Source organism: Aphanothece sacrum FPU1 (assembly GCF_003864295.1).
Lineage (GTDB): Bacteria > Cyanobacteriota > Cyanobacteriia > Cyanobacteriales > Microcystaceae > Aphanothece_B > Aphanothece_B sacrum.
In genome coordinates this window covers 541,399-555,350 of record NZ_BDQK01000001.1, presented here as the reverse complement: position 1 = coordinate 555,350, position 13,952 = coordinate 541,399, and the positions used below count along the sequence as shown (strand labels likewise).

Annotated in this window: 13 protein-coding genes; 5 read left to right on the top strand and 8 right to left on the bottom strand. The window is 38.1% G+C overall.

Translation table 11 applies throughout. The annotated features are described in order from the left end of the window. The first annotated feature begins 162 nt into the window (after positions 1–162). Positions 163–1,353: a glycosyltransferase family 4 protein gene (locus tag AsFPU1_RS02555; RefSeq protein WP_124974690.1), complete on the top strand. Its 1,191-nt coding sequence runs from the start codon at positions 163–165 to the stop codon at positions 1,351–1,353. A gap of 243 nt (positions 1,354–1,596) precedes the next feature. Here the strand turns inward: AsFPU1_RS02555 and AsFPU1_RS02550 are convergent, their stop codons facing one another. Then, on the bottom strand, positions 1,597–2,073 hold the full coding sequence (locus AsFPU1_RS02550; RefSeq protein ID WP_124974648.1) for an NAD(P)H-quinone oxidoreductase subunit N: 477 nt from the start codon (positions 2,071–2,073) through the stop codon (positions 1,597–1,599). Between the two features lie 73 nt (positions 2,074–2,146). Beyond that, positions 2,147–2,866 carry a response regulator transcription factor gene (locus tag AsFPU1_RS02545; protein ID WP_124974646.1) on the bottom strand — a complete coding sequence of 240 codons (720 nt, stop codon included), beginning with the start codon at positions 2,864–2,866 and terminating at the stop codon, positions 2,147–2,149. A 65-nt stretch (positions 2,867–2,931) separates the two neighbouring features. Between AsFPU1_RS02545 and AsFPU1_RS02540 the strand changes: the two genes are divergently transcribed. Further along, the gene (locus AsFPU1_RS02540) at positions 2,932–4,416 is read left to right on the top strand and encodes an aminotransferase class I/II-fold pyridoxal phosphate-dependent enzyme (protein ID WP_124974644.1); all 1,485 of its coding nucleotides are present in this window, start codon (positions 2,932–2,934) and stop codon (positions 4,414–4,416) included. 467 nt (positions 4,417–4,883) lie between these two features. On the opposite strand, the gene AsFPU1_RS02535 is transcribed toward AsFPU1_RS02540, so the two are convergent. The 6 genes from AsFPU1_RS02535 to AsFPU1_RS02510 all read right to left on the bottom strand — a co-directional run bounded on the left by AsFPU1_RS02535 (position 4,884) and on the right by AsFPU1_RS02510 (position 11,505). Then, a complete protein-coding gene (locus AsFPU1_RS02535; RefSeq protein ID WP_124974642.1) occupies positions 4,884–5,651 on the bottom strand; it encodes a 4-helix bundle domain-containing protein in 768 nt (255 codons plus the stop codon). A 30-nt stretch (positions 5,652–5,681) separates the two neighbouring features. Then, positions 5,682–6,686 (bottom strand): multicopper oxidase domain-containing protein, encoded by a 1,005-nt coding sequence (locus tag AsFPU1_RS02530; RefSeq protein WP_124974640.1) that lies wholly within the window; start codon positions 6,684–6,686, stop codon positions 5,682–5,684. 34 nt (positions 6,687–6,720) lie between these two features. Beyond that, on the bottom strand, positions 6,721–6,960 hold the full coding sequence (locus AsFPU1_RS02525; protein WP_124974688.1) for a FeoA family protein: 240 nt from the start codon (positions 6,958–6,960) through the stop codon (positions 6,721–6,723). A gap of 52 nt (positions 6,961–7,012) precedes the next feature. Beyond that, positions 7,013–8,938 carry an iron uptake porin gene (locus AsFPU1_RS02520; RefSeq protein ID WP_439952558.1) on the bottom strand — a complete coding sequence of 642 codons (1,926 nt, stop codon included), beginning with the start codon at positions 8,936–8,938 and terminating at the stop codon, positions 7,013–7,015. Between the two features lie 231 nt (positions 8,939–9,169). Further along, positions 9,170–10,222 (bottom strand): Fe(3+) ABC transporter substrate-binding protein, encoded by a 1,053-nt coding sequence (locus tag AsFPU1_RS02515; protein ID WP_124974634.1) that lies wholly within the window; start codon positions 10,220–10,222, stop codon positions 9,170–9,172. 203 nt (positions 10,223–10,425) lie between these two features. Beyond that, positions 10,426–11,505: a Fe(3+) ABC transporter substrate-binding protein gene (locus AsFPU1_RS02510; protein WP_124974632.1), complete on the bottom strand. Its 1,080-nt coding sequence runs from the start codon at positions 11,503–11,505 to the stop codon at positions 10,426–10,428. Between the two features lie 432 nt (positions 11,506–11,937). On the opposite strand from AsFPU1_RS02510, the gene AsFPU1_RS02505 reads away from it, so the two are divergent. The 3 genes from AsFPU1_RS02505 (at position 11,938) to AsFPU1_RS23265 (ending at position 13,842) form a co-directional block, all read left to right on the top strand. Next, positions 11,938–12,657: a pyridoxine 5'-phosphate synthase gene (locus AsFPU1_RS02505; protein WP_124974630.1), complete on the top strand. Its 720-nt coding sequence runs from the start codon at positions 11,938–11,940 to the stop codon at positions 12,655–12,657. A gap of 522 nt (positions 12,658–13,179) precedes the next feature. Next, positions 13,180–13,644, top strand: a complete 465-nt coding sequence (locus tag AsFPU1_RS02500; protein ID WP_124974628.1) for a DUF29 domain-containing protein — start codon at positions 13,180–13,182, stop codon at positions 13,642–13,644. A 72-nt stretch (positions 13,645–13,716) separates the two neighbouring features. Further along, entirely contained in the window at positions 13,717–13,842 is a 126-nt protein-coding gene (locus AsFPU1_RS23265; RefSeq protein WP_265415785.1) for a hypothetical protein, read from the top strand. The last annotated feature ends 110 nt before the right edge of the window (positions 13,843–13,952 follow it).

The window sequence follows — 13,952 nt, the reverse complement described above, 5'->3', positions numbered from 1 at the left end:
GATAATTACCTTTCCCTTGAAACTAGATCAATTATCAATTGGTAATATCTTGAGGTAAAGTAATATTAACTAATTGACGTTCTCTCGCCGTTATAATGCGATCGCGTTTAAGAGCGAGTGTAATGGATGTATAAAGATGGATTTGCTGAGGATAGGGGATTAATGAAAATTTTGGTGTTAAGTTGGGAATTTCCTCCTAGAATTGTTGGAGGGATTGCCCGTCATGTAGCAGAATTATATCCAGAATTGGTCAAATTAGGACAGGAAATCCATTTAATGACCGTAGAATTTGGCGAAGCTCCTGCTTACGAGTTAGTCGATGGGGTACATATTCATCGAGTTCCTGTTACTGGTGCCGACAACTTTTTTCACTGGGTGGCTAACATGAATAATAGCATGGGCTATCATGGAGGTAAACTCATTGAAAATGAAGGCTCTTTTGACCTAATTCATGCTCATGATTGGTTAGTAGGAGATGCGGCGATCGCGCTCAAACATCATTTTAAACTACCTTTAGTTGCAACGATCCACGCTACAGAATATGGACGTTATAATGGCATACATACAGAAACTCAAGGCTATATTGCCAGTAAAGAAGCAGTTCTAATTTATAATGCTTGGCGGGTCATTGTTTGCACTAATTATATGCGTTATGAATTGCAACGGGCGTTTAATACTCCTTGGGATAAAATGGATGTAGTTTATAATGGTATTAGATCGGAAAAAAAACAACGAAATCCTAATTTTGATTATGAAAATTTTCGCCGTCGTTTTGCTAAAGATGAGGAAAAAATTATCTATTATGTGGGGAGAATGTCCCATGAAAAAGGAGTTTCTGTATTACTAAAGGCTGTTACTAAAGTATTTTGGGAAATGCAAGGTTATGCTAAATTGGTTATTATTGGGGGCGGCAATACCCATCATTTAGAAACTCAAGCTTGGCAATTAGGAATCTTTAATAAATGTCTATTTACTGGGTTTATGTCAGACGAAGATTTAGATAAATTTCAAACAGTAGCTGATTGTGCGGTATTCCCTAGTTTATACGAACCTTTTGGCATTGTTGCTTTAGAAAGTTTTGCCGCTAGAGTTCCCGTAGTAGTCTCTAATACAGGGGGATTTCCTGAAGTAGTTCAACATAATAAAACAGGAATAGTTACTTATGCTAATAATCCTGATTCTTTAGCTTGGGGAATTTTAGAAGTCCTGAAAAATCCTGATTATGCTAAACAATTAACAGACAATGCTTATGAAGATTTAGAGATTCGTTTTAGTTGGGCGAAATTGGCACAACAAACCCAAGTAGTTTATGAATTAGTTTATCAGCAATATTGTCAAACAACTTGGGCTTAATTCCTGAGTTCTTAGTTATGGATTGCTTGACAAGTGTTAGGTTACGCGCTACGGTTTAGGCATGGAGATACGAAACTTCATGGCTTTCCCGTACCTGTGGTGATAAGTAAAGCTTATAATTCGTAAGGTGGGTTAGACGCGGTTTATCATTAACCTAGAAAAGTTTGTACAAGGAAATATGCACTAAAATGGCGATTGCTATAGCGATCGCCGTTGAAGTTATCGTCTCGTTATTTAAATCACTTAAGCCGCTTTCATGGCTTCTTGTAGTGGTTGCCAACGAAAATACCGTTCTCCCCCTAATTCTACCACCACCTTAAGACGAGGTTCTTGGGTCGGTAAATTAGCCAAATATTCTAATTCAGTTTTCGAGAGAATAAACCCTTCAATAATCCACAAAACTAAGCCTTTAGACTTAGGGGATAAGTTTTCTAGCTGATAAGCAGCGATAGGAGGAATAAAATAAATCGGGCCAACAGACCCTTCTTGTCCAATGTTTTTCTTTCCTAGATGGGCCGGACGAACTCCATGAATGCCCATCAGATAAGCACTCACATCACCTAGTCCTCTAGCGGTGATGGACAGGCTATTATAACCATTGGTTCGTAATCGTCTTTGGTAGCGTCCTTCTGAACCTCCTTCTAGGGGAGAATATATCCCTAATGCCCCTGATTTTTCTAGGGACCGGATGAATCCTTTACCAGTCGTCAGCAATGTCATGATAAGTTTAGATAATAGGGTAAAAATGGCTTCTCATTGATTATAAGGTAAACTTTAAGGTTGAGGATAAAACCTAAGTAAGATTGTTGTCAGAAAGTTCAAACATATAGCCCCGACCCCGAACGGTTTTAATGATTTTTCCTTCAGGATCATCAATTTTTTTGCGAATTTGACCTATATGAACATCTACTTTGCGATCAACCCCGATATCTTGATTATCTCCCCATACAGCCCCAATGAGATCGGTTCTTTCCCAAACTCGATTAGGATGGGTTGCTAAAAAATATAATAACTCAAATTCTAAGCTCGTTAAGGGAACAATTTGGTTATTAAGGGTTACTTCACACCGTTCGGGGTTTATTATCAGAGAGTCAAAGATAAGACGAGTTTGAGACGCACTAACAGAAGAAGAATTAGTCGGATGGCGTTTGAGTAAGGCGGCAATTTTTGCTTTGAGAATTTGTAAATTAAAGGGTTTTGTTAAATAATCATCGGCCCCTTGCTCAAATCCTTCTAAAATATAATTGGTGTCTGTCATACAGGTTAGCATTAACACCAATGTTCCCGTTTGTCTCATTTCTTTACACAGATTAAAGCCACTTTCATCCGGTAAATTAACGTCTAATATAACTAAATCTGGGTTAACCTTTTGAAAGAGTTGACGGGCTATTCTCGCATCACCTGCCGATTCAATTTGATAGTTATTGTAACTAAAAAAACGGGAGATGAGCTGACAAATAGCGGGATCATCATCAACAAGAAGAAGTTTAGGTTGGAGAGAATGAATCATCATAGATAGGGTGATGCTATTAATATTAAAAAGTATCTTGAGCAAAAATTAGGGATTCTTAAACGTCAATGAAATTATCGCAAGACTCTGTTTGGCACTCTCAATCTATTACACCTCTGATTGAGACCTTAAGAACCTTGAGTCAACAGTCAAGGGCAGCTTTTTATGCCCCTGGCCATAAGGGGGGACAAGGAATCCCTCAACCTTTGGCTACTTTGTTAGGTGCAACTGTCTTTCGTTCCGATTTGCCAGAGTTACCAGAGTTGGATAATTTATTCGCTCCCTCTGGAACCATTAAACAGGCTCAAACTCTTGCAGCAGCGGCGTTTGGGGCTGATCAGACTTGGTTTTTGGTTAATGGTTCAACTTGTGGAATAATTGCCGCAATTTTGGCAACTTGTGGCACGGGTGACAAGATTATTGTACCCCGTAATACTCATCAATCTTTCATTGCCGGATTAATCCTTTCTGGGGCGGTTCCTGTATTTATTAAATCTGAATATGACCCCCTTTGGGATCTTCCTTACAGCTTTACTCCAGAGGCTCTAGAAGATGCGTTAAATCAAAATTCTGATGTTAAAGCCGTTTTAATGGTTTATCCTACTTATCACGGCATTTGTGGGGATATCAAGGCGATCGCAGAAATTACCCATCGTCATGATATTCCTTTATTGGTGGATGAAGCTCATGGGGCCCATTTTGCTTTTCATCCTAGTTTGCCACCTTGTGCTTTGTCTATGGGGGCTGATCTGGCTGTACAATCTACTCACAAGGTTTTAGGGGCCATGACTCAAGCTTCTATGTTACACATCAAAGGAAGCCGCGTCAATCCTCAACGTATTAGTCAGGCATTACAGTTGGTTCAGTCTACCAGTCCTAGTTATTTATTATTAGCATCTTTGGATGGGGCTAGACAACAAATGGCTTTACAAGGAGAGGAATTATTAGACAATACCATCAAGTTAGCCCAAAAAGCAAGAGATGAAATTAGTCAAATTAAGGGCTTATCCGTTTTAAATATAGACAAACTTGGACTAGGTTTTCACTATTTAGACCCCACAAGATTAACGGTTAATGTGACTGCTTTAGGTTTAAGTGGGTTTGAAGTTGATGAAATTTTACATCAAAAATTAGGGGTAACGGCAGAGTTACCGATGTTATCTCATTTAGCTTTTATTGTTTCTATTGGTAATACACAAAAGGATATTAACCAATTAATAAAAGCCTTTCAAACTTTAGCCAATATCACCCCATCACCTCCTCACCCTATTACCTACTCATACCCTCACCCCATCAGCCATCCACCTCTTTCTCTATCTCCCCGTGATGCTTTTTTTGCTTTGACAGAAATGATAAGTATTGAGGATAGTATTGGGCGTATTAGTGGTGAATTAATTTGTCCTTATCCTCCGGGAATTCCTGTTTTAATGCCAGGAGAAATTATTACACAAGAAGCAATTAATTATTTAGTATATATTCAACAATTAGGAGCGAATATTACAGGGTGTAGTGATGAAACTTTAAACACATTAAAGGTAATTTTATTTTCATAATTCTTAACAGTTAAATTAATTTATTAATACCAGAAAACTTCAGGCTTAACATGATGTATACTATATTTTTAACCAAGTTGGCAATCGCAAGATTGAAGTCATTGCCCACGATCAAGATCGGGCAATTGATTCTAAATGTAGTAGGATGCGTTTCCAACGCATCTTACTATCTATAATCCACAATAGAAAAGTTCTATTAAAATTTCTTATAGGAGCGAATATTACTGGCTGTAGTGATGAAACTTTAAACACATTAAAGGTAATTTTATCTTAAGTATTATAGCTGATTATACATTTTATACCAAGATGTCGGGAGAGCCGAGAATCAAGTAGGGATTGGGTCTCTAAACTCCTGTTTGGTTGGGTTGAGGAACGAAACCCAACCAACAATTGATGCTAAATGTAGATGCGTTGGGAACGCATCCTACTATCTATAATTCACAGTAGAAAAGTTCTATTAAAATTTCTTATAAGTGAGTATTTTCGTGAAGTTTAGCAATCAATTCCGATACTTGTTGGGTAGTCAGAACTAAAGTTTTGGGAGGATCAACTGATGGCCAAGCTTTCTTTAATTCTTCTAAATTAGTAACAATTTTCTCATGTTTTTCTGGATGTTTTTGCTTCATAGTTTCAGCAATTGATTGATAGAGTTCATATGTATAAAGAATGAAACCTCGTGAGTCTTGATATTCAATCACTTCGACAATTTTATTATTAGCGATCGCGGCTTTATATTCTCCCTTAGCCGTATTTAATAATCTGTTTATGACAGATAAAATAAACTCAGGAGATTGACGTTTATCTTCAGGAACTGCGAGAATTGCTTTATCAACTGCTGCGATTGAACTATTATATTGTTCCTTAATTTTAGCAGATTTTGGATTGGTTTTTACTAAATCATTAAATTGATTTAATGTTGTTTTAAATTCAGGTACTTTTCTGGCCACTAACTCATCTTCAATGTCCCCATAAATTTCTTCTACGGGATGACCAATATGGGGTTCTGCTTCTTTTGGTTTACCTTCCGCAATTAATTCTTGAGCAACCATTAAATGTCCTTTCATTAACCCTAAACTGGTCAGATATTCTGTATCTTTATTTTCTTCTGTAACCACTTTAGAAAATTGATGAGAATGTTGAGTGACCTCTTTTTGTTCTGTTGGTTTACTACAACTTGTTACTGTTAATAAAAAAGGTATTAATAACAGGGAAGATAAGGGGCGAAATTTGAACATAATTTTAACTCCAAAAAATAGATAAATAACTTAACTAGGGATAACCTTAAACATACCCATACAGCCTAATTCTGCTAGAGTATCTTGATGGGGATGAAACATATATTTCCCTGGATAGGGATAAGAAAACTCTAAAATATGACGTTCGCCAGTCCCCATTGTAATCACGTCTGTTTCTTCATGAGGAGTTGTATCTCTGCCCGTTCTATAAACATTAAACATATTACCATGAATATGAAAGGTTGACACAGGATCAAATTCAATCATATTCAATATATACAGTCTAATTAGCTGATTTTGATAGATAGATATGGGATGATCACGATAATAATTAGGAAGTCCATTAAAAGCATATAATTCATTATGTTGATTATTATTAATATCATAACCTGCCATCACCATTACCATTTCATCGGCAGGGGGACGAGGTTGAGGAGGGTCAACAATAAACATTCCATATAAACCTTTACTAATATGACGAGTTACAGGGGCAATATGACAGTGATAAAGATGGACTCCATAAGGTTCTGCGGTAAATTCATAAACCATTTTTTTCCCATGACGAATAGGTTTAATTCCGTCCATTTCTGCTGGATGAATTCCATGAAAATGTAATGAATGAGAGTGACCATCTTCATTATGAAAAATAATTCTCACTCGTTCCCCTTCTTTTACTCTAAATGTTGGCCCAGGAACTCGATTATTGAGATTCCAACTAACAAAAGAAACCCCACTATTTAATTGTAATAAACTACTATTAGCTGTGACATTAAATTCTCGAATTTTGACTCCATTTTCTTGTTTAAGTGTCCCATAATCAAACTCCCTTAAAATCTTCATAGGATTAAAGGGATTATTTAATAATGGGGTCACGTCGGGTTCTATTTTAGGAATTCTCACAGAAGCTAAAGAATCAGAGGTGAGATTACGAATCAATACACCACCTGTAGCAATTCCTAAACCAGTTAATCCCCATTGAATTAACTGACGACGACTCAAATAGTTAAAAGATAAATTAGTGGATAAATGTGACATAATTCATAATAGAAGTAAGAGATTCAAGATAATTTTATTCAATACAAAGCGCATCTGCTTCTGGTTTGTACAATTTCAATAAATTGCCATCAACTTCAATGATTAAGGGCCAATTATTAGATGCTTGACATACTAAAATAAATTCTGTTCCTGGACTTAACCCCATAGACAATAATTTCCCTTGATAACCGCCAAAAATTTTATCGTAACCGACGATATAACCTTTAAATCCAATGGGAAGTTCGGTAAGATAGGTACTAAGAATTTCTTCCATAATTAACTGCTCCATTTGTGTTAGGGTAAAGTGGGCATTGCCCACCCTACAATTAAAAGGTGAAAGTGGCCCGAACGGTTCCAATAACTAGGGTATTATTATCATCATCATAATCAGGAGATGTAATAATAATAATGCCAGGAGTTAATTTCATATTGTCGTTGACTTTATATTCATAAAATGCCTCAATATGATAAGAACTATCTCGATCATTATTTCTTGCTCCATCGGGTAAAACAATGTTAGATTGAGAAACCCAAGGCTGCATCCCAATAATAATTGCTGCTGTATCTCCTTCCGAAAAAGCATCAGGAAAAGCGAAAGTAAGCCCCCAATTCCAAATATCTAAATTCTTCCTTTCCAGTCCTGCTATTTGAGCATTTTGTTCAGCTACGGCTTGGGCGGCAGCGTCAGCTTCATTTGCCGCTTCGGCAGCAGCGTCAGCAGCAGCGTTAGCTTCATCTGCGGCTTGGGCAGCAGCCTCAGCAGCAGCTTGGGCCGCCTCTTGAGCGGCTGCTTGGGCTACAGCGGCCGCTTCGGCGAATTCTTCATCTGCTTGGGCTGCTGCTGCTTCATCTGCTTGTGCTTGGGCTGCTGCTGCTTCATCTGCGGCTTGGGCAGCAGCTTGGTTTGCTGCTTGAAATACAGCTTGGGCTGCCCCTTGGGTTGCCGCCTTATCTGCAGCGTCGTTTGCTGCTAACTCTTGATCTAATAAATTATTAGGTGACAGAATCACATTTTGAGTCTTTGCTTTTGTCACCGCTACCCAACCACCAAAGACAAATTTAGGAGCAATACGCCAAGAAAATTCCATCCCATAAGAGTCATTAATGGTATTAATTTTTTGCTCAAATTCTTCCTCAATAAATGCTTGGAAATTAGAGCGACGACTTCCCGTTCCTGTATCGACTGTATTATATCCATGAAGGTAGGTAAAAGCCACCATAAAATCATCACTTGGTTTATATCCAATTTGTCCAAGGGCAGCAAAAGCCCCATTAAATAAACCATCACCTAAATCGGGATTATTTCCATTATTAGCTAAATATCCAGCACTCCATTCAAACACCTCAAATACTGTTCCCTGAAACCCAATTCCTTGACCTTCAGCAATATAATAAATGGGGTTACGAGTACCAAAAGCAGATAAAGCACCACCTGCTCCATCTCCATCTAAATAGTTTACTGTATTGGTATAATCGTCAAAGGCTCCCCCAAACGGTTCAACCCAAACTCGCACATTCTCCGCTAGGTCGAATTCATAATACAAAACTTCTACGGCTAAGTTGCTATCATCCGGTTGAGAAAAGCCTAAATCCCCCTGAAAAGTTCCAGTTATAGTCGAATAAGTGGGAACTGTGCCTGTTGCTAGTCGGGTATACAACAAATCACTCCCGTCAAAGCTGGTATTCAATTCTAGTCGGGCCCGATACCCTAAATTAGTGGTTCTGGGTACATCTTCCCCACCGTTCATGTCTCCATCGGCCACACCCGTTAACCCTACAACCATCTCTCCGGTGAGTTTGGTAGTAGTTGCAAACTGGTGTTCTTCGATAAAAGCGACTCTTTGCTCTAAATTACCGACTCTTGCCCCTAAAGCTATCAGTTCTCCCTCAAATTCTTTGGCTAACCGCTTTAGCTTTTCTATGTCTTCCCGTAACACGGCAACATTTTCCTGTATCAGTCGTTCTATAGTATTGAGACAAGCATTGAGTCCGGCTGCAAATTCATGACGACTTAAGGCGCGATCGCCTCTAAAGGTGCGGTCAGGATAACCGACAATACAACCATATCGTTCGACTAACCCCCGTAAAGCTTCATAGGCCCAAGCTGTAGGGGCAATGTCCTGTAACTCTGAAACATTGGTAATTTGAGACATAGACGAATTTTGACGACTCCCAGGGTTCAAAAAGCCATCACGGGACTGTTTAAGCTTGAAATCCGTTTGTAAGTCCGAAACATTGGTCATTTGAGACATAGACGAACTCTGACGACCTCCAGGGTTTAAAAAGCCATCACGGGACTGTTTAAGCTTAAAATCTGGGTCAGGTAAGGGTAATGCTTCTACGGTTTGGCCAGATAACATGATCGTACTCAACAGACTTAGGGAAACCGACAACAGGGATGCTTTCGCACTCCTTGAACGAGATATGAGATCAAACATAATACAAATAACTCCTCACATACTTTGATAATGATTATCATTATATTATTTCCAACCAGCCCGATCCATCACCTGTACGGCTTTACTTAAATTGGGACCAAAATCGTCAACTCTGGTAATATCCGCTTTAAAATTGCCAAATTTAGCCAAAACTGGATCGAGGGCAATTCCTGAAACGACGGGATATTCGTTATTACCTTGAGCAAAAAAGGTTTGTGCTTGCGGACTGACGAGATATTCCAGGAATTTAACGGCTGCGTTGCGATTGGGGGCTGTTTTAATTAATCCACCGCCACTAATATTTATGTGGGCCCCTCCTTTTTTCTGATTGGGGAAAAATACGCCAATTTTTTGTGCGATCGCCCGTTTAGCTGGATCTTTGCTTTCGGCTAAACCAGCGAGATAATAGGTGTTAACTATGGCTAAATCGGCTAAACCGGAGGCAACGGCTTCAATTTGGGCGGTATCGTTACCTTGAGGGGGACGGGCAAAATTAGCCACTAAACCTCGACACCATTTTTCGGTGGCAGCTTGTCCATTGACCGCGATCATCCAAGCGGTGAGAGACTGACTGTAAATATTTCCTGAAGATCGGGTCACAATTTTTCCTTTCCATTTGGGATTGGCTAAGTCTTCATAAGTGGATAATTGTGAAGGGTTAACTTTGCCTTTGTTGTACATAATGACTCGTACACGCTTACTAAATCCAAACCAATGACCTTTAGGATGTCTTAGGGATGAGGGGATTTTTTGTTGCAAAATTTTAGAGTTAACTGGGGCAAAAATTCCTGCTTGATCGGCGCGCCATAATCTTCCTGCATCGACTGTTATTAAAATATCTGCCGGACTGTTACGACCTTCACTTTTAATTCTTTCAATGAGTGGATCTGCTTCTCCTTCAATTAAATTAACTTTAATTCCTGTCTGTTTAGTAAAGTCTTTATATAGGCGACTATCTGTATTGTAATGTCGGGAAGAATACAAGTTTAATTCTTTAGTTTGAGCAGAACTTTCTTTAATATGAATAAATGGGCTTAATGCTACTGTTGCGGCAGCAGCAGTACTTCCTAAAAATATCCTTCGTGAAATTTTGTCCATGAAAACTCCTTGTTTAGCCAATTAAAATGGTAAGTATGTTGATAATTAATCTAAATTTATTGTAAGTTTTTCTGTAAGTTTGTCAAGTCTTTATTGATTTTCTTAATAATTTATTATTTATTTTTTTCAATAGTAAAACCAACAAAAGTCATCATGACTTTTTAGAAGCAAAAGTAAGTTAAATTACTCAACAAATTGAGGCTTTACTTCCAACCAGCCCTATCCATAATTTTGACGGCTGCAGCTAAATTCGGACCAAAACTAGCAATATTAGTTTCATCAGCTTTAAATGTGCCAAACTTTGCCAAAATTGGATCGAGAGCAACATCTTTAACTACGGGATATTCATCATTAGTTTGAGCAAAGAATTCCTGGGCTGAATTACTGGTTAAATATTCAATAAATTTGATAGCATTTTTCTGATTAGGAGCATTTTTAACTACTCCTGCTCCACTAATATTAACGTGAGTACCTCGATCTTGCTGATTAGGAAAAAATACGCCTATTTTTTGAAAAACTTCTTTTTTGGCAGGTTCATTAGATTTAGCAAAACGGACTATATAGTAGGTATTAGCTAAGGTTACATCAGCAATACCAGAGGCCACTGCTTCAACTTGTCCCATATCATTACTTTGGGGAGGACGAGCAAAATTAGCAACTAAACCGCGACACCATTCTTCCGTTTTTGCTTCTCCATGAGCTTCAATTAAAGAAGCAACTAAAGATTGATTATAAGTATTACCAGAAGAACGCATAGTAATTTTACCTTTCCATTGGGGATCAGCTAAATTTTCATAAGTAGAAAGCTGTTCCGGTTTAACTTTTTCTTTGTTATAGACAATAACTCGCGCCCGTTTAGTAAAGCCAAACCAATAACCTTCAGGGTTGCGTAAAGCAGGGGGAATTCTTTGGGTTAAAATAGGAGAAGAAACAGGGGTAAAAATGCCGGCTTCTTGCGCCCTCCAGAGACGGGCCACATCAACAGTGATTAAAATATCAGCTTGAGTGTTATTTCCTTCACTTTGGATACGTTCGATCAACTCATCGGCACTTCCTTCCACCAGATTAACCTTGATCCCTGTTTCTTTGGTAAAACCCTCATAGAGTGCCGTATCAGTGTTGTAATGGCGCGAGGAATAAAGGTTAAGTTCCTGTCCAACAGAAGGGGAAGGGGTAGCATTTGGCTGACTCTTATTGCCACAACTGGTCATTAGTTGGCTCAGGGTAACGGCGGCGGTTGCGCCACTGACACTGAGAAAGACTCGTCTAGACAGATTTTTCACGGTTTGTCAGGTTGAACTCCTTAAAACTAGGTTGATTATCTTTATTGATATTTGCCTGACACATTGTAGCACTATTGCTAATTATTCTTGATAAAATTTCTAAAAATTAGGGAAAAGTTAAGAATGAGTCAGGGGACAAATTGGTGAAAAGCCCTATTATATAAAGCTTTAAAGGCTAATAAGGAGGTCAGTAAATCGTCATCAATTTATGATAAACTATGGCATTAAGTAAGACTGATTGTAAAAGTGATCTAGTAGGGGCGGGTTTATGGAATTTTTTGGTAAGAATCATAGAATTTTGTCAAAAACCCAGGGCGGGTTTATCTAGTTTTTTGGTGAGAATCATTGATTTATGTAAAAAACCCGCCCCTACAATATGTTGTTTAACTGATTTTGCGTACTCATTACTTTTTATTAAAGGAGATCTTGAAGTTGCTAACTCTAGGCGTTAATATTGACCATGTTGCCACCATTCGCCAAGCGCGACGCACAGTAGAACCTGACCCCATTACGGCGGCTGTTTTAGCGGAATTAGGTGGTGCTAATGGCATTACGGCTCATTTAAGGGAAGATCGCCGTCATATTCAAGATAGAGACGTGCGCTTACTTAGGGAAACTGTCCGCACTCATCTTAATTTAGAAATGGCAGCTACTGAGGAGATGGTGGCGATCGCACTTAATATTAAACCTGATTATGTTACATTAGTGCCAGAAAAACGGGAAGAAGTGACCACAGAGGGGGGTTTAGACTTAGTTAGTAGTTTAGTGCGTCTGCAAGACATAGTAAATCGCTTACAAGGGGCTGATATTCCGGTTAGTTTGTTTATTGATGCGGATGAAGCGCAAATTCAGGGGGCGGCCAAAATTGGAGCAAAATTTATTGAGTTACACACGGGTAAGTATGCGGATGCACCCAATGAGTTAAAACGTCAGCAAGAGTTAGAATCGTTAAAATTAGGGTGTGAACAAGCATTAGGGTTAGGGTTACGGGTGAATGCGGGTCATGGGTTAACCTATGGGAATGTGTATCCGGTAGCTTGTTTACCTGGGATGGAAGAATTAAATATAGGTCATACTATTATTAGTCGGGCGGTTTTAGTGGGGATGGAAAGGGCAGTTAGAGAAATGAAATTAGCGATGAGAGGGGAGTAGGGTTTAAGAATATTAAAACCGTTTTTGTTTTTGTACTCTTAAGAATACGGCTCTCCCGACATCTTGGTATAAAATATATAATCAGTTACAATAGTTAATATGGTGGGTTACGACGCGCCTTAAAAGTTAGGCATTTTTCATCAAAATCATAGCCGCGTCTAACCCACCCTACGAATTATAAGCTTTACTTATCACCACAGGTACGGGAGAGCCTAATTTTAGGACTGATGCAACTTTAATGACTTTGATTGTTTACGATATTGGGTCTATAAAATCCCAATTTATAATTTATAATTTATAATTCATAACATCTTGGTATAAAATATATAATCAGTTACAATAGTTAATATGGTGGGTTACGACGCGCCTAAAAAGTTAGGCATTTTTCATCAAAATCATAGCCGCGTCTAACCCACCCTACGAATTATAAGCTTTACTTATTACTAATTGTATCAAATTAAACGTATATTGTCATTGGGAATTGTTATATAATAGATTTAGTTGATTTTATTGCCAAAAATTATGTCTGTTATTACGAATTTAAAGACATTATATGAAATTGATGACAGTCAATGGTTAGAAGAAACTATTGAATTATTAAAAAATCGTCAATTTGAGAATTTAGACCTAGAAAATTTAATAGAGGAGTTAGAAGACTTGGGAAGTGAAAAAAGAAATGGAGTAGAAAGTTTATTAGAACAAGTGATACGTCATTTATTATTACTGGAATATTGGACGACAGAACGAGAACGAAATCTCTATCACTGGGAAGCTGAAATAACAGGTTTCCGGACTCAGTTACGAAGAAGATTAACAAAAACTCTTCGTAATCATTTAGCACAGGAATTACAATCAATTTATCAAGATGCTTTAAGCTATGTAAAACGTAAAACCTGTTTAAAAGTCAATTTTCCTGAAGATTGTCCCTATAGTCTAGAACAATTATTAGATATTGACTACGGATTAACAACAAAAAATCTAGAATAGACTTGACATTTACCTCTCAAAAGGTTATAGTATGGGAAATTTTATTAAGACAACCGTTCAAAAGATAAATTAATGCTAGATGTAGTTGCACTTTCAAAAACAGTTACTTCGTTTCTAGCTCCCTCTATTCCTTATCTTCTTAAAGGAGGTGAGCAAGCTTGGGGGGAAGCTTCCAAAAAGATTGGTTCTGATACTTAGGAGTAATTGATAAGAAGCGAAGTCAATGGCTTGAAGAAATATCTGTCTATTTATGGGTTACGACGCGCCTTAAAAGTTAGGCATTTTTCATCAAAATCATAGCCGCGTCT